Raw genomic sequence first — 16,065 nt, forward strand, 5'->3', positions numbered from 1 at the left:
GCCCCCTTCAGTAGCGGATCTTGGGGTCGATCCAGGCGTAGAGGATATCGACGATCAGGTTGAAAGAGATGGTCAGCACCCCCACCAGCAGCGTGATCCCCATGATCACAGCGTAATCGCGGTTGAAGGCCGAGTTGACGAAGAACTGCCCGATGCCACCGGTCGAGAAAATGATGTCGACCACCACCGAGCCGGTGATCATCCCCACCATGGCCGGCCCGAGGTAAGACAGCACCGGCAAAAGCGCGGGTTTCAGCGCATGGCGCAGGATCACCCGCCGCATGGGCAGGCCCTTGGCCCGCGCGGTGCGGATGAAATTGGAATTGAGCACCTCCAGCATGGACGAGCGCGTGATCCGCGCGATCGAGGCCATGTAGGAGGTCGACAGCGCGATCACCGGCATGATGACGTATTCCCACTGCCCGCCGTTCCAGCCACCGCCCGGCAGCCAGCCCAGCCAGAGCGTGAAGATCAGCACCAGGATCGGCGCCATCACGAAATTCGGCAGCGCCTGCGCGCCGATGGTGATGCCGACGGCCATGTAGTCGAGCACCGAGTTCTGCCGCACCGCCGCGGCGACACCCAGCGAGACGCCCACCACCATGGCAACCACCGCCGACCACATCCCGTAGGTCAGCGTCACCGGGAAGCCCTGGGCGATCACGTCGTTCACGGTCCGGTCAGTGTACTGGAACGACGGGCCGAAATCGAACCGCGTAACCACGTCCCAGACGTAGGTGACCATCTGCCGCCACATCGGCTGATCCAGGCCGTACTTGGCCTCGAGGTTGGCCATGACCTCGGGCGGGACGGGCCGCTCGGAATTGAACGGGCCGCCGGGGGCCGCGTACATCAGCACGAAGCTGATGACGACGAGGATCAGGATCGTGGGAATGGCGACGGCCAGGCGGCGAACGATATAGGCAAGCATGGCAGATGTCCCGAAAAGGGGTGGCCCGCCCCCCGGACGGGGCGCGGGCCGGTTTCATATCAACTTGCGGGATTATTCGTCAGCGACGAAGTACAGGTCCTTGGAGTACCAGTTCTGCTGCACGTTCCCCAGCGGCCAGCTGGGCACCAGGGCCGGGTCCATCATGTAGTTCACCACGTAGTGGTAGATCGGCATGATGGGCTGATCCTCGGCGATGGCCTGTTCCACCTGCATGTAGTTCTCGGTGGGGTCCTCAGCGGTCTTGGCCTCGGCCAGCAGCTGGTCGACCTGCGGATTGACGTATTTGGAGTCGTTGTAGCCCGACTCAGAATCCATCAGGTCGAGGAAGGTCGAGGCCTCGTTGTAGTCGCCGCACCAGCCGCCGCGGGCGATCTCGAAATCGCCGTTCGAGCGCGCCTCCAGGTAGGTGTTCCATTCCTGGTTGGCCAGCTCCGCCTCGACGCCGAGGGTCTGCTTCCACATCTGCGAGATCGCCACCGCGATGGAGCGGTGCGCGTCGGAGCTGTTGTAGAGGATCTCGACCGAGAGCGTATCGTCCTCGCCGTAGCCGGCCTCGGCCATGAGCTCCTGCGCCCGCGCGTTGCGCTCTTGCTGGGCCATCGAGGCCATTTCGATATCCGGCACCTCGAACCCGGCGGTCGCCCCGGGGGTGAAGTTATAGGCCGGGATCTGGCCGCCGGCGGTGACGTTCTCGGTGATGATCTCGCGGTCGACGGCCAGAGACAGGGCCTTGCGCACGCGATCGTCCTTGAGCCAATCGGGCGCGTCCTCGCGCAGGTTGAACATGTAGTAATAGGAACACAGCCGCGGTGCCACGACCGTGGCCTCGGGGTATTCCTCGTTCAGGCGCGGGAACTGGCCGGCCGGGATCTCGGTGCGGTCGAGCTCATCGGCGAGAAAGCGGGTCAGCGCCTGATTCTCGTCGTTGATGACCAGCGCGGTGACCGTCTCGATGATGGTGTTCTCGGCATCCCAGTACATGTCGTTCTTCTCGCGCACCGAGCGTTCCTGCGGCACGTGTTCGGTCAGAACGTAGGCCCCGTTCGAGACGATGTTCTCGGGGTGGGTCCACTGATCGCCGTGTTCTTCAACCGTGGGCTGATGCACCGGGAAGGTCGTGGAATGTGTCACCATCTGCGGGAAATAGGGCAGCGGCTCGGACAGAGTGACCTCAAGCGTGGTGTCGTCGATGGCAGTGACGCCCAGGGTTTCCGGCTCGGCCTCGCCGGCGATCACGGCGTCGATGTTCTCGACCGACATCAGGCCGAGATACCAGCTGTAGGGCGAGGCCAGCTCGGGGCTGGCGGCGCGGCGCCAGGCATAGACGAAATCACCGGCCGTCACCGTATCGCCGTTGGACCACTTGGCGTCGTCGCGCAGGGTGAAGGTATAGGTCAGCCCGTCGTCGGACACCTCGTGCGAGACGGCCACGCCGGGCGCAAGATTGCCCTGCTTGTCCTGGTTGTAGAGCCCCTCGAAGAGATCGCGCACGATCTCGGAGCCCGAGACATCCTCGACCAGGCCGGGGTCGGTCGAACTGTGCTCGTCAAGGACGCGATAGGTGAACTCCTGGGTTTCGGCCAGGGCCTCGCCGTTGGGGCCGGTCATGGCATGATTGTCGGCAAAGGCCACGCCGGACATGGCCAGCATCGCGGCCGCCGTGGTGGCCAGAAGCTTGCTGTGGAATGTCATGATATCTCTCCCTTTGTGCGGCGCGGCGGAGTGGGCCCGGCGCGCGCCGTGTTGGTGGACCCCCGTGTTACCCCGGGGGCATGGCGGCGAGTTTTTCGCGGAGTCGCCACTGAACGCAAGGGTTGAGTGCCCGGGCAAACGCCCGCCAACGGCCTGACCTGACGTCATGATCGGCGCGCACAATCGCGCCACGTACGCGGCTGCGTCAGCGATAGTGCAGCGATTGCCCGTTGTGGAAGACCTGCACCCGCGACGGTTCGGCCGTCAGACCCACGGTTTTGCCGCGCACGTCGGCATGGATGCCGGGCAGCTTGGCGATGATGGGTTCCGCACGCCCGTCGGGATCGAAGTAGAGCAGCGTCACCTCGCCCAGCGCCTCGGTGATGTCCACCTTGCCCTTGTAGATGAAATCGCCCTCGGTCTCGGTGAAATCCTCGGGGCGCACGCCGACGTTGACCTTCAGGCCCTTGTCGGAGTCCTGCGTGGGCACGTCGGCCACCGCCGTCCCGCCGCCGTCCAGCTTGACCGTGGTCTGTGCGCCCGTGCCTGTGACCTCGCCCGGCATCAGGTTCATGGCGGGCGAGCCGATGAACTGCGCCACGAATTCGTTCTCGGGGCGCTCGTAAAGCTCCAGCGGGCTGCCGACCTGGGCGATGCCCTTGTTGGCCAGAACCACGATGCGGCTCGCCAGGGTCATCGCCTCGACCTGGTCGTGGGTGACGTAGATCATGGTGGAATCCGGCATGGATTCCTTGAGCTGGGCGATCTCGATCCGGGTGGCGACGCGCAGCGCGGCGTCGAGGTTCGACAGCGGCTCATCAAAGAGATAGACCTTCGGGTCGCGCACGATCGACCGGCCGATGGCCACGCGCTGGCGCTGACCGCCCGACAGCGCCTTGGGCAGGCGGTCGAGGTAGGGTTCCAGTTGCAGGATCTTGGCGGCCTTGTCGACGGCGGCGTCGATCTCGTCCGGCGTCTTCTTGGCCAGCTTCAGCGCAAAGGCCATGTTGTCGCGCACGGTCATGTGCGGGTAGAGCGCGTAGGACTGGAACACCATGGCGATGCCGCGCTGCGCCGGCGGCACGTCGTTGACGACAAGACCGTCGATTTCCAGCGTGCCGCCGGTGATCCGTTCGAGCCCCGCGATCATTCGCAGGAGCGTGGACTTGCCGCACCCCGAGGGACCAACGAAGACGATCAACTCGCCCTTCTCGATCTCGAGGTTGATGTTCTTGAGCACCTCGACGGTGCCGCCATAGCTCTTTTCGACGTTTTCCAGCTTCAGGTCCGCCATCGTGTCCCTCCCTTGTGGTCCTTCTAGCCGGTCGCGCGGACAGCGAAGCAGGGCTGCCACGGACCGAGGTGCAGTTTGTTGTCCGCCGAAACATGCGCCCCGCCCAGTTCCGCGCCGACCGGTGTCCAGGTCCCCGCGGGCAGGGCCAGGTCCGAGGGCGTGTCGGACAGGTTGAAGGCGCAGAACACCTCCTCCTCGGCGTGCATGCGGGTGAAATACACCACGTCCCCCTCGGCCTTGACGCCGTCGTGGTCGCCCTTGACCAGGGCCGGGTGGGCATGCCGAAAGGCGATGGCGCGGCGGTAGTGGTGGATCAGCGCGCCTGGGTCCTCCTCCTGGACGGCGACGGCGCGATGCACGTGGTCGTGGCTGACCGGCAGCCATGTCTTGGGCGCGTTGGAAAATCCGCCGTGCAGGTTGGATTCCTCCCAGACCATGGGCGTGCGGCACCCGTCGCGGCCCTTGAACTCGGGCCAGAACTCGACGCCGTAGGGGTCCTGCAGGTCCTCGAAGGCGACATCGGCCTCGGGCAGGCCCAGCTCCTCGCCCTGGTAGAGGCAGACCGACCCGCGCAGGCACATGACGAGCGAGGCAAAGGCCCGCTGCGCCGCCGGGGTCAGACCCCAGCGGGTGGCGTGGCGCATCACGTCGTGGTTGGAAAAGGCCCAGCAGGCCCAGCCGTCGGCGGCCACCTCGTCGACCCTTTCCATGACGCTGGCGATACGCGCAGGCGTCGGCTGGTCCTTGGCCAGGAACTCGAAGGCATAACACATCTGCATCAGGTCATCGCCGGCAGTGTATTCGCCCATGATTTCCAGACCGCGCTGGGCATCGCCCACCTCACCCACGGCCGCGGCGTTGAAGGGGCCCATGACCGCGCGCAGCTTGCGCAGGAAGTCCAGGTTCTCGGGCTGGTTCTTGGAATACAGGTGTTCCTGGTGATTGTAGGGGTTCACGCTGGGCGCGATGTTGGCGTTGCGCTTGTCCGCAGGCAGGGGCGGGTTGTCGCGCAACTGGGCATCGTGGACGTAGAAGTTGATCGTGTCCAGGCGGAACCCGTCCACCCCGCGGTGCAGCCAGAACCGCGCCACGTCGAGCAGGGCCTCTTGCACCTGCGGTTCGTGGAAATTCAGGTCCGGCTGCGAGGCCAGGAAGTTGTGCAGGTAATACTGTTCGCGACGCGCGTCCCACTGCCAGGCCGAGCCGCCGAAGATCGACAGCCAGTTGTTGGGCGGCGTGCCGTCGGGCTTGGGATCGGCCCAGACATACCAGTCGGCCTTGTCGTTGTCGCGGCTGGCGCGGCTTTCCGCGAACCAGGGGTGCCGATCGCTGGTGTGGCTGAGCACGAGGTCGATCATGACCTTCAGCCCCAGCCCGTGGGCCGTTTCCACCACCGCGTCGAAATCGGCCAGCGTGCCGAACATCGGATCGACGTCGCAATAGTCGCTGACGTCGTAGCCGAAGTCCTTCATCGGCGAGGTGAAGAACGGCGATATCCAGATCGCATCCACCCCCAGCGAGGCGATGTAGGGCAGCCGCTGCACGATCCCGGCCAGGTCGCCGATACCGTCGCCGTTGCTGTCCTGGAAGCTGCGCGGGTAGATCTGATAGATCACCGCGCCACGCCACCAGTCCTGTTCCTTGTCCAGCACCTTGCCGGGCACCAGCGCCTCCAACTTCGTCATGTCGATCTTGTCTTTCCTATTTCACGGAGCCGGCCAGCATGCCGCGCACCAGGTATTTCTGCATCGCGAAGAACACCACCAGCGGCACCGCGATCGATACGAAGGCCGCCGTCGCGAGGATTTCCCAGTTGCCGCCGCGGGTGCCCAGAAGCTCGACGATCTGGTTGGTCATGACCGTGGTGTCGCCACTGGCGTCGATCAGGAACACCTTGGCCACCAGCAGGTCGTTCCAGGTCCACAGGAACTGGAAGATCGCGAAGGACGCCAGCGCCGGGAAGGACAGCGGCAGGATGATCTTGGTGAAGATCTGGAAATCGGTGGCGCCGTCCACGCGGGCGTTCTCGATGATGTCGCGCGGCAGGCCGACCATGTAGTTGCGCAACAGGTATATCGCCAATGGCAACCCGAAAGCGGTATGCGCCAGCCAGACCCCGAGATAGCCCTTGCCGATGCCGATGCCCAGGTGCAGCCGCAATAGCGGGATCAGCGCCAGTTGCAGCGGCACGACCAGCAGGCCCACCACCATGGCGATCAGCAGCGCGCGCCCCGGGAAATCCATCCAGGCCAGCGCATAGGCCGCGAAGGCCGCCACGACGATGGGAATGATCGTGGCCGGTATCGTGACCGTCAGCGTGTTGAAAAAGGCCTTGGCCATGCTGTCGGTGCTGTCGCCCGACAGCAGGACCTGCTCGTAATTGGCAAGGGTGAATTCCGGGGGTGCCTTGGCGGTGACGAAGACACGCTCGCCGCGGCCCGAGATCTGCTCGTCGGTGCCGCGCCAGACGTAGGAGCCGTCCTCCTGCACCGTCAGCGTACCGTCATCGCCCATGTCGGCGGTGTCGCCCGCCTCATAGGCCGAAATGTTGAGCGAGGACGTCCCCCAGGTACTGATGACCTTCTCGGACCCCTCCTCGAAGAGATTGCCGCTGACCACGAACATGTCGCCATCGGCGACGCGCATCTCCTCGGGGTTGGCGGTGCGCAGGACCTCGCTTTGCTCGGAGGCGGTCATGGAGGCCCACCAGCCCGAGGTGTTGATCTGGTCCACCGTGCGGAAGGACGAGATGAACAGGCCCAGCGTGGGAAAGACCCAGAGCAGCACCAGCGCCAGCGTGGCCAGGTGGACCGCCCAGGTCAGGCTCGACTTGGTTCCGGCGATATTGTCCATCAGCGCATCTCCTTGCGGGCGTTGTAGACGTTCCAGACAAGGATCGGGCTGACCAGCAGCATGATGACGATGGCACTGGCCGAGCCCACGCCCCAGTCATTCGCCCGGAACAGCTTGTCGAACATGTAATTGGCCAGGACCTGGGTTTCCCACTGGCCGTTGGTCATGGCGAAGACGATGTCGAAGATCTTGAGCACGACCAGCGTGATCGTCGTCCAGACCACGACGATCGTGCCCATGATCTGCGGCACCTTGACCTGGAAGAACACCTCGAAGGGATTGGCGCCGTCCACGATGGCGGCCTCGACGGTTTCCTCGGGGATGCCGCGCAGGGCGGCCGACAGGATCACCATGGCAAAGCCGGTCTGGATCCAGATCAGCACGATCATCAGGAAGAAGTTGTTGTAAAACGGGATCGTCAGCCATTGTTGTGGCTCGCCGTAGGACAGCTGCGTGGTGAAGATCTCGACCACCTGCCACAGCGAGGTGACCACCAGATAGCCCGCGCCGGCCAGCCCGGCGACACGCAGGACCGATCCGAAGGTGCTGTAGGACGCCCCCCGCCCGAGGAAGGGCTTGAGCAGGATGTAGCCGACATAGGCCACCATGGCGGCAAAGCTCAGCAGCACGATGGCCGGCAGCACCTTCAGCACGAGGAAACTGCCCGCGCCGCCCTCGAACTGCAGCCACAGGGCATTGAGTACGCCGATCTGGGCCTGGTCGGTCGGGCGGGCCACGTAGATCAGGCGGAAGATCACCGAGGCCCCGACGAAAGAGATCGCCATGGGCATGAAGATCAGCGACTTGGCGATCGCGCCCCACTTGATGCGGTCGGTCAGCTGCGCGGCCAGCAGCCCGAAGGCAGTCGAGGCCGCGGGCACGACGAAAAGCCACAGCATGTTGTTGCGCATGGCCTCCCAGAACTTTTCCTCGCCGAACATGTTCTGGTAGTTGGTCAGCCCGACGAAGGCGCCGCCGGCATCGCGGTCGGTCAGCGACAGGCGCAGCGTCTCCACCACCGGGTAGAGCAGGTAGAGGCTGAGAAACAGCATCGCGGGCAACAGGAACAGCCAGGGGCGCACCTGGTTGGCGCGGTTGATGTTGCGGCCCGCGTTCGGCCCCTTGCCCGGAAAGATGACCTTGTCGAGCAACTGGTTCGAAAAATAGAAGTATCCCAGGCATCCACCGACCCCGATCAGGATCGTGATAAGTCCCTGTAGTGCTGGTGACATGAGCCCCTCCCTGACGCGGCCATCGCGGCGTTCCGGTCTTGCTGGGGACGGCCCGGCGCGGGGCCGGGCCGTCCGGTCCTTCGGTGCCGGCGGACCGGCTTACTTGAGCGAGTCCCAGCTGTCCTGGATGTCCGAGGCGACGGCCTCGGCCTCGGCGCCGCCGGCGTAGTCGACCATGCCGGTCCAGAAGGACCCGGCCCCGACACCGCCCGGCATCAGGTCGGAGGCGTCGAACCGGAAGGTCGTCGCATCCAGCAGGATGTCGTTCATCTTGGCCAGCGTGTCATCGGCGAACTTGGAGGTATCGACGCCGGTGTGCGGTGTCAGGAAACCGCCCAGCCCCATCCAGATCTCGTGCGCCTCGGGCTCTTGCAGGAACGCCATCAGCTCGTGGGCGGCCTCGTTCTCATTAGTGATGGCCCACATCGTGCCAGCGCCCAGCACCGGCTTGCCCAGGTCCTTCTCCTCGTAGGCGGGGAAATAGAAGAAGTCGGCGTCGAGCCCGACCTCGGTGCCCTCGGGGAAGAAGGCGGGGATGAAGGACGCCTGGCGGTGCATCATGCACTGCGGCGGCGCATCGAACAGGCCCTTGGGGCTGTCGCGGAAATCGGTCGAAGCCACGGCGTCGGACCCGCCGGCGACGTAATCGTCGTTGCGCGCGAACCAGCCGAATTCCTCAATCGCGTTCACCACCGGCTCGGCGTCGAAGGGCATCTCGTTGGACACCCACTCGTCATAGACAGCCGGGGGCTGGGTGCGCAGCATCATGTCCTCGACCCAGTCGGTGGCCGGCCAGCCGGTGGCCCCGCCGGAGCCCAGGCCGATGCACCACGGGGTCAGCCCGTCGGCGGCCATCTGCTCGGTCAGCGCCTTGAGTTCTTCCATGGACTCGGGGACGTCGTAGCCGGCGTCCTCGAAGTTTTCCGGCACGTACCAGACAAGCGACTTCACATCGACCTTGTAGAACATGCCGTAAAGGTTTTCCTCGCCGCTGGCGTTCTCGAAGGTGCCGAGATCGACCCAGGACTGGCCGGCGGCGTAGTTCTCGCGCAGCCAGTCGGCGGTGCCGTCGCGCAGCGGGGTCAGGAACCCGCTCGCGGCCATGTCCGAGGCCAGGCCCGGCTGCGGGAACACGGCGACGTTCGGGGCCGAGCCGGCCTCGGCATCGACCATGATCTGCTGTTCGAAGCTGTCCGAGCCGACGTAGCTGACGTCATAGCCCGACTGCTCCTCGAAGGCGGCGAGCACGGTTTCGACCATTTCCTGGTCCGGTCCCAGCCAGGGGCCGAAGACGGTCAGGTCCTGGGCCGAGGCCGTCCCGGCGGTCAGGGCCACGGCCGCTGCACCGGTAAGCAGTGTCTTTTTCATGAGTATCCTCCCAATTGCGCGATCTACGCGCATGACTGCAGTCTGCGTTGGGCGCTGGGCCGGTCCTCCGACTCGGCCCAAAGCGCTTTGAGTGAATAACAGGTGACGCATTCCGCCCAGCCTGTCAACGCTGCAATTGCAGCAACTTTCACGCTGCAGCTGCACGGTATGTGACGGAATTTGCATTGATTTTTTTCGCGGGGCAAGAAAGGATGCAGGCCAGTCCGCGTTCCAAAGCGGTTTCAAATCCCGGCCCGAAGCACCGCCCATGAATCTCAAGGAACTCTCCGCCAAGCTGAACCTCTCGCCGACGACGGTGAGCCGGGCACTCAACGGCTACCCGGAGGTCAAGGAGGAAACCCGCCGGCGCGTGCTGGCCGCGGCGAGCCGTTATGACTATTCGCCCAACGCCCGTGCGCAGGGGCTGGCCACCGGACGGTCGCAGGCGATCGGCCACGTCATCCCGCTGTCGACGAAACATGAAATGGTGAACCCCATCTTCGGCGACTTCATCGCCGGGGCGGGCGAGACCTACTCCAGCCACGGCTACGAGATGCTGATCTCGGTGGTCGAGGACGACCGCGCCGAGGACGCCTATCGCTCGCTCAAGCGGCGCGGCGTGGTCGACGGGATCATCCTGCACGGCCCCCGGATGGAGGATTCGCGCATCCCGCTGCTGCAGGAGCTGGGCCTCCCCTTCGTGGTGCACGGGCGCGCCTCGGGCCTGCCGCAGGACTATTCCTGGCTCGACGTGAACAACCGCCGGGCCTTTCAGCGCGCGACCGATTTCCTGCTCGATCTCGGGCACCGCCGCATCGCACTGATCAACGGGCTGGAGACGATGGATTTCGCCGCGCGCCGCCGCGCCGGCTTCGAGACGGCGCTGACCGCCCGCGGGCTCAAGGCCGACCCGGCGCTGGAGGTCAGCGGCGAAATGACAGAGGCCATGGGACACAGCAGCGCGCTGGCGTTGCTCGACCGGCCCATGCCGCCGACCGCCTTTCTCGTCTCCTCGATGGTCAGTGCCATGGGCGTGCGCCGCGCGCTCGAGGATCGCGGCCTGCGCATGGGCGTGGATGTGTCCGTCATCACCCATGACGACGCCCTGTCATATTTCACCGGCGGGGACGATGTGCCGCTGTTCACCTCGACCCGGTCGTCGGTGCGCGAGGCGGGTCGACAAGTCGCGCAAATGCTGATCGACAGGATAGACAGCCCCGACGCCCCGCCCCGACAGGTACTGATGGAGGCGGAACTGACCGTGGGCCGCTCGACCGGCCCGGCCCCGACAGAATGAGGACAGAGATGGATTTCAAACGCTCCGACTTTCCCGAGGATTTCCTGTTCGGCGCCGCGACGGCCGCCTACCAGATCGAGGGGTCGGCCCATGGGGCCGCCGGGTCCTGCCATTGGGACAGCTTCGCGCGGGTGCCCGGCAACGTGATCGGGGCCGAGGACGGCCGCCGCGCCTGCGACCATTACCTGTACTGGGCGGCCGACCTCGACCTGCTGCGCGCGGCCGGAATGGACGCCTATCGCTTCTCGACCTCCTGGGCGCGGGTCCTGCCCGAGGGGCGCGGGCCGGTGAACACCGAGGCGCTGGATTTCTATGATCGGTTGGTCGACGGGATGCTGGAACGCGGGCTCAGGCCCTTTCACACAATATATCACTGGGAAATGCCCTCGGCGCTGGCCGACCTGGGCGGCTGGACAAACCCCGATGTCCACAACTGGTTTGCCGATTTCACGCAGGTCATCACCCGCCGCATCGGCGACCGCGTCCACGCCACGGCCACGATCAACGAGCCGTGGTGCGTGGCCTACCTGTCGCATTTCCTGGGCCACCACGCGCCGGGGCTGCGCGATATCCGTGCCACCGCGCGGGCGATGCACCACGTCCTCAAGGCGCACGGCGCGGCGATGGAGGTTCTGCGTGCCGAGGGGCAGGAAAACTGCGGCATCGTTCTGAATTTCGAGGCCGATGAACCGGCCGAGGACGGCCCCGATCATGCCGCCGCCGCCGCCCGGCAGGACGCGATCATGAACCGCTGGTTCCTGGAAGGGATCACCCGGGGCAGCTACCCCGAGGAAGCGCTGGAAGGGCTCGAACCCCATCTGCCCGCCGGCTGGCAGGACGACATGGCCGCGATATCGCGGCCCATCGACTGGCTGGGCGTGAATTACTACACGCGCGGGCTGATGCTGGCCGCCCCGGACACGGCCTGGCCCGCGATGGAGCCGGTGCCCGGCCCCCTGCCCCGGACGCAGATGGGCTGGGAGGTCTACCCCAAGGGGCTGGAGGACACGCTCACCCGGCTGTCACGCGATTACATCGGCGCCCTGCCCGTCTATGTCACCGAGAACGGCATGGCCTGGGACGACCGGGTAACGGGCGGCGCGGTCCATGACCCCGCGCGCATCAGCTTCATCTCCGAGCATGTCCGCGCCACGCGCAACGCCATCGACACCGGCACAAACGTGCGGGGGTTCTTCTACTGGTCGCTGCTGGACAACTACGAATGGGCCTTCGGCTATGAAAAACGGTTCGGCATTGTCCATGTGGATTACGAAACCATGACGCGCACACCCAAGACCTCCTATCACGAGTTTGCCAAGGCGCTCGGGCAGTAGGGCTGGCCCGGGCTATGGCGCCGCCCGGGCCTCCTGGCGCTGAGTGCCAAGGCCTTCGACCGTCAGCTCCATGACGTCGCCGGGGCGCAGGAACCGCTGCGGCCGCATGCCCATGCCCACGCCCGAGGGCGTGCCGGTGGCGATGACGTCGCCGGGTTGCAGCACCATGAATTCGCTCAGGTGGCTGACGATCTCGGCGACGGAAAAGATCATGTCGGCGGTCGTCGACTCCTGCACGACCTCGCCGTTCAGGCGCAGGCTCAGGCCCAGCGCCTGGGGGTCGGGCACCGCGTCGGCGGTGACAAGCCAGGGGCCGACAGGGCCGAAGCCCGGCGCCGACTTGCCCTTGATCCACTGGCCGCCGCGGTCCAGCTGATAGCTGCGCTCCGAGAGGTCATTGACCACGCAATAGCCCGCGACATGCGCCAGCGCCTCGGCGGTGTTCACGCGGTAGGCCTCGCGCCCGATGACCACGCCAAGCTCGACCTCCCAGTCGGTTTTCTCGCTGCCCGCGGGGATCGTGACCGGGTCGTCCGGCCCGGCCAGCGCCGAGGCGGCCTTGGAAAACACGATCGGCTCGGCCGGGGCGTCCTGGCCGGCCTCGGCGGCATGCTTGGCGTAGTTCAGCCCGATGCAGAAAAAGTTCGGCACATGCGCGAGGCAGGCCCCGATGCGGCCGGGGGCCTCGACCAGCGGCAGGTCGGCGGGATCGATGGCGGCCAGTTCCGACAGCGCATCGGTCGACACGGTCGGCCCGGCGAAATCGGCCACCACGCCGCCCAGGTCGCGCACCCGGCCGTCACCGTCCAGCAGGCCGGGGCGTTCGGCCCCCGGATCTCCGAAACGCAGGAATTTCATGTTTGTCTCTCCGCTTGTCTGGTGCGCCCGTGGTAGACCGCGCCGCGCGAGAACACAAACCCTGCTAGCCGCCGCGCAGCCGCCCGGCCGCGGCCGCGCTCAGCGCGACCATCCCCGAGGCGGTGCCCAGCATCAGCGGCAGGCCACCCAGTTGGTAGGTCAGCCCGGACATCACTGTGCCCAGCAGCCGCCCGCCCGCGTTGGCCATGTAGTAGAAGCCGACGTCCATGGTCACGCGTTCGGCCCGCGTGAAGGCGAGGATCAGGTAGGAATGCAGCGCGGAATTGATCGCGAAAAGCGCGCCGAAGACCAGTAGCCCGGCGACAAGTGTAACCGTCAGCCAGGTCTGCGGCTGGCCGGCGCCCAGGGCCGCCCCGGTCAGCACCAGCGGCACCGCCATCAGCGCCAGCGCCCAGCCGCGCGCGGCACCGACAAGTTCGCCCTCGGGGCGGCGCTCGGCCTGCAGAAGGCGCGGGGCCGAGGCCTGCATCGCGCCGTAAAGGATGATCCAGACGGCCATGAAGGTGCCGACAATGAAGAAAGCGCGGCGTATCCCCGCCTCGCTGCCGTCCGACAGCACCGCGTAGAAATAGACCGGCAGGCCGACCACGAACCAGACATCCCGCGCGCCGAACAGGAACACCCGCGCCGCCGACAGCCGGTTGACGTTGGCCGACTTGGAAAAGACCTCGGCAAACTTCGCCCCCTTGCGGCCCGTGGGCAGGCCCGAGGGCATGAACAGTGCCACCGCCAGCAGGATCACCGCCAGCACGGCTGCCATGCCAAGAACCGCGCCGGTGAACCCGACACCGCCCAGCAGCGCCGCCCCCAGCAGGAAGCCCAGCCCCTTGACCGCGTTCTTCGAGCCGGTCAGCACCGCCACCCAGCGGAACAGTCCGCCCCGCGCGGCGGGTGCCAGGACCTTGACCGCCGACTTCGAGGACATCTTGGCCAGGTCCTTGGCCACGCCCGAGGCCCCCTGCACCAGCATGACATAGACCACCGACAGGCCCACGGCCCAGCCGGGATCGAGCTGCGCCAGCGCGACCAGCGCCACCACCTGCAGCCCCAGCCCGGCATAAAGCGTGCTGGTCAGCCCGAAGCGCGCCGCGATCCAGCCCGCGCAGAGGTTCGTGACCATCCCCGCGATTTCGTAAAGCACGAAGAGATAGGCCAGTTGCACCGGGGTGAAGCCCAGCGTGTGAAAGTGCAGCAGCACCAGCATCCGCAGGGCGCCGTCGGTCAGCATGAAGGCCCAGTAGGCGGCCGTGACGGCGATATAGGCGGTCAGCCCCTCGGGCCGGTGGGCGGCCCGGGTCACAGCGATGCCCCCACCATGCGCGCCACGTCCACCAGCCGGTGGGCATAGCCCGTCTCGTTGTCGTACCAAGCGTAGACCTTCACCTGCGTGCCGCCCACCACCATGGTCGAGGGCGCGTCGACAATGCTCGACCGGGTGTCGTTGGTGTAATCGGTCGAAACAAGGGGCCGCGTCTCGTAGCCGAGAATGCCGGCCAGTTCGCCCGCGGCGGCGGTCTCGAACAGGGCGTTGACCTCTTCGGCGCGCGTCTCGCGCGCGACCTCGAAAACGCAATCGGTCAGCGAGGCATTGAGCAATGGCACCCGCACCGCGTGGCCGTTCAGCCGGCCCGCCAATTCGGGATAGATCAGCGTGATCGCCGTGGCGCTGCCGGTCGTCGTGGGGATCAGGGAATTGAGCGCCGAGCGCGCCCGGCGCAGGTCCTTTGCGGGGCGGTCCACGATGGTCTGCGTGTTGGTCACGTCGTGGATCGTCGTCATGGAGCCGTGGCGGATGCCCAAGGATTCGTGGATCACCTTGACCACCGGCGCGAGGCAGTTGGTCGTGCAAGAGGCCGCGGTGACAATCCGGTGCTGGTCGGGGTCGTAACTGGCGTCATTGACCCCCATCACGATATTCGCCGTCGGCCCGTCCTTGACCGGGGCCGAAACCACGACTTTGGCCACGCCCGCGTCGAAATACGGGGCCAGCGCCGCCTCGGACTTGAAGACGCCGGTACAGTCGATCACCACGTCCACGCCGTCCAGTGGCAGGTCGGACAGATCACGGGTGCCTACGAAGGGCAGCCGCGTACCGTCGATGGTCACACTGTCGGCATCATGGGAAATGTCCGCATCCCAACGCCCGTGCACCGTATCGAATTCCAGAAGGTGGGCGTGCATCGCCGCGTCGCCCACCGCGTCGTTGATCCAGGCGATCTCCAGGCCCTGATCCAGCATCGGCTTCAGCGCCAGCTTGCCGATCCGGCCCAGCCCGTTGAGCGCGTAGACGGTCATGCCTCCCCCTGCGTCTGGCCGATCTCGTCGACGGCCGCTTGCAGCGACATCCGGTCCAGGTCCGGCAGGGGCAGCGCGGTGAAGGCGGCGATGCGGCGATAGAGCGCGCCGTAGGTGTGCTGGAAGGCGAGGCTCTTCTCGGCGTCCGTGCCTTCGACCTTGACCGGGTCGGTCAGGCCCCAATGGGCGCTGACGGGCTGGCCGCCCCAGGCCGGGCAGTCCTCGTTGGCCGCCTGGTTGCAGACCGTGAAGACGAAGTCGAAGCGCGGCGCGTCGTCGGCCTGAAACTCGCTCATGTGCTTGGCCCGCAACACGCTGGTGTCGTGGCCTTTCTGCTCCAGCACCTCGACCGCGAAGGGGTTGAGTTCGGATTTCGGCGTGGTGCCCGCCGAATAGGCCTCGAACCGGTCGCCCGCCGTGTGCCGCAGGATGGATTCGGCAAAGATCGAGCGGGCGGAATTGCCGGTGCAGAGGAACAGCACGCGGTATTTTCGGTCCGTGTCCTGGTCAGTCGCGTGGGCCATGGCGGGCCTCCTGTTTTGGTCGGATATGCAAAGATCGACCCGGCCCCGGCAGCAATCGAGGAACAGGTCGTCGAACAGGGCTTGCGCCGCGTCCATTTCGACGGCGTAGCGCAGCGAGGGTCCCTCACGCTGCGCGCTGATCAGCCCGGCCCGGGCCAGCGCGGCCAGGTAGGCCGAGGCGGTGCTGGGCTTGGCGGCGATGGCCTGCGCGATTTCCTGCGCCGGCACCCGGTCGGGATAGCGGCGCATGAGCAACCCGTAGATGGCCAGCCGCTGCGGATGGCCGAGCGTCGCGAGTCGGGCGGGGCTTTGTGTTTCCATATTTCACGAATATTCGAAATATAG

At 66.2% G+C, this 16,065-nt stretch carries 13 protein-coding genes; 2 read left to right on the forward strand and 11 right to left on the reverse strand.

Features of this window, described 5'->3' with window-relative positions:
• Window positions 1-7 precede the first annotated feature (7 nt).
• The 7 genes from oppB to BU124_RS10010 all read right to left on the reverse strand — a co-directional run bounded on the left by oppB (window position 8) and on the right by BU124_RS10010 (window position 9,391).
• Window positions 8-931, reverse strand: a complete 924-nt coding sequence (oppB, locus tag BU124_RS09980; RefSeq protein WP_084863303.1) for an oligopeptide ABC transporter permease OppB — start codon at window positions 929-931, stop codon at window positions 8-10.
• Between the two features lie 72 nt (window positions 932-1,003).
• Entirely contained in the window at window positions 1,004-2,644 is a 1,641-nt protein-coding gene (locus BU124_RS09985) for a peptide ABC transporter substrate-binding protein (protein WP_084863304.1), read from the reverse strand.
• A gap of 205 nt (window positions 2,645-2,849) precedes the next feature.
• On the reverse strand, window positions 2,850-3,938 hold the full coding sequence (locus tag BU124_RS09990) for an ABC transporter ATP-binding protein (RefSeq protein WP_084863306.1): 1,089 nt from the start codon (window positions 3,936-3,938) through the stop codon (window positions 2,850-2,852).
• A gap of 23 nt (window positions 3,939-3,961) precedes the next feature.
• The gene (bglA, locus tag BU124_RS09995; protein ID WP_084863309.1) at window positions 3,962-5,623 is read right to left on the reverse strand and encodes a beta-galactosidase BglA; all 1,662 of its coding nucleotides are present in this window, start codon (window positions 5,621-5,623) and stop codon (window positions 3,962-3,964) included.
• 16 nt (window positions 5,624-5,639) lie between these two features.
• Window positions 5,640-6,791, reverse strand: coding sequence for a carbohydrate ABC transporter permease (locus BU124_RS10000; protein WP_084863311.1), 1,152 nt, complete (start codon window positions 6,789-6,791; stop codon window positions 5,640-5,642).
• Window positions 6,791-8,023: a carbohydrate ABC transporter permease gene (locus BU124_RS10005; RefSeq protein ID WP_084863313.1), complete on the reverse strand. Its 1,233-nt coding sequence runs from the start codon at window positions 8,021-8,023 to the stop codon at window positions 6,791-6,793. The genes BU124_RS10000 and BU124_RS10005 overlap by 1 nt, the downstream gene beginning before the upstream one ends.
• A 99-nt stretch (window positions 8,024-8,122) precedes the next feature.
• Entirely contained in the window at window positions 8,123-9,391 is a 1,269-nt protein-coding gene (locus BU124_RS10010) for an ABC transporter substrate-binding protein (protein ID WP_084863315.1), read from the reverse strand.
• A 268-nt stretch (window positions 9,392-9,659) separates the two neighbouring features.
• On the opposite strand from BU124_RS10010, the gene BU124_RS10015 reads away from it, so the two are divergent.
• Window positions 9,660-10,688, forward strand: coding sequence for a LacI family DNA-binding transcriptional regulator (locus tag BU124_RS10015; RefSeq protein ID WP_084863318.1), 1,029 nt, complete (start codon window positions 9,660-9,662; stop codon window positions 10,686-10,688).
• Between the two features lie 8 nt (window positions 10,689-10,696).
• Window positions 10,697-12,022, forward strand: a complete 1,326-nt coding sequence (locus BU124_RS10020) for a GH1 family beta-glucosidase (protein WP_084863320.1) — start codon at window positions 10,697-10,699, stop codon at window positions 12,020-12,022.
• A 12-nt stretch (window positions 12,023-12,034) separates the two neighbouring features.
• On the opposite strand, the gene BU124_RS10025 is transcribed toward BU124_RS10020, so the two are convergent.
• The 4 genes from BU124_RS10025 to BU124_RS10040 form a co-directional block, all read right to left on the reverse strand.
• A complete protein-coding gene (locus BU124_RS10025; RefSeq protein ID WP_084863323.1) occupies window positions 12,035-12,880 on the reverse strand; it encodes a fumarylacetoacetate hydrolase family protein in 846 nt (281 codons plus the stop codon).
• Window positions 12,881-12,944: 64 nt separating this feature from the next.
• Complete coding sequence (gene arsJ / locus BU124_RS10030; protein ID WP_084863326.1) at window positions 12,945-14,201, reverse strand: organoarsenical effux MFS transporter ArsJ; 1,257 nt, start codon at window positions 14,199-14,201, stop codon at window positions 12,945-12,947.
• A complete protein-coding gene (locus BU124_RS10035; protein ID WP_084863328.1) occupies window positions 14,198-15,196 on the reverse strand; it encodes an ArsJ-associated glyceraldehyde-3-phosphate dehydrogenase in 999 nt (332 codons plus the stop codon). Before BU124_RS10035 ends, arsJ begins: the two co-directional genes overlap by 4 nt.
• A complete protein-coding gene (locus BU124_RS10040) occupies window positions 15,193-16,041 on the reverse strand; it encodes an arsenate reductase/protein-tyrosine-phosphatase family protein (RefSeq protein ID WP_084863330.1) in 849 nt (282 codons plus the stop codon). The genes BU124_RS10035 and BU124_RS10040 overlap by 4 nt, the downstream gene beginning before the upstream one ends.
• Window positions 16,042-16,065: the final 24 nt, after the last annotated feature.

Origin of the sequence: Salibaculum halophilum, from assembly GCF_002094885.1 — a bacterium.
Lineage (GTDB): Bacteria > Pseudomonadota > Alphaproteobacteria > Rhodobacterales > Rhodobacteraceae > Salibaculum > Salibaculum halophilum.

Bases quoted from the DNA above. Each gene is read 5' to 3' on its own strand.
- BU124_RS10035 (WP_084863328.1), bottom strand. From the start codon at position 15,196: ATGACCGTCTACGCGCTCAACGGGCTGGGCCGGATCGGCAAGCTGGCG.
- BU124_RS10025 (WP_084863323.1), bottom strand. From the start codon at position 12,880: ATGAAATTCCTGCGTTTCGGAGATCCGGGGGCCGAACGCCCCGGCCTG.
- BU124_RS10010 (WP_084863315.1), bottom strand. From the start codon at position 9,391: ATGAAAAAGACACTGCTTACCGGTGCAGCGGCCGTGGCCCTGACCGCC.
- BU124_RS10005 (WP_084863313.1), bottom strand. From the start codon at position 8,023: ATGTCACCAGCACTACAGGGACTTATCACGATCCTGATCGGGGTCGGT.
- BU124_RS10020 (WP_084863320.1), top strand. From the start codon at position 10,697: ATGGATTTCAAACGCTCCGACTTTCCCGAGGATTTCCTGTTCGGCGCC.
- BU124_RS09985 (WP_084863304.1), bottom strand. From the start codon at position 2,644: ATGACATTCCACAGCAAGCTTCTGGCCACCACGGCGGCCGCGATGCTG.
- BU124_RS10040 (WP_084863330.1), bottom strand. From the start codon at position 16,041: ATGGAAACACAAAGCCCCGCCCGACTCGCGACGCTCGGCCATCCGCAG.
- bglA (WP_084863309.1), bottom strand. From the start codon at position 5,623: ATGACGAAGTTGGAGGCGCTGGTGCCCGGCAAGGTGCTGGACAAGGAA.
- BU124_RS09990 (WP_084863306.1), bottom strand. From the start codon at position 3,938: ATGGCGGACCTGAAGCTGGAAAACGTCGAAAAGAGCTATGGCGGCACC.
- BU124_RS10015 (WP_084863318.1), top strand. From the start codon at position 9,660: ATGAATCTCAAGGAACTCTCCGCCAAGCTGAACCTCTCGCCGACGACG.
- BU124_RS10000 (WP_084863311.1), bottom strand. From the start codon at position 6,791: ATGGACAATATCGCCGGAACCAAGTCGAGCCTGACCTGGGCGGTCCAC.
- oppB (WP_084863303.1), bottom strand. From the start codon at position 931: ATGCTTGCCTATATCGTTCGCCGCCTGGCCGTCGCCATTCCCACGATC.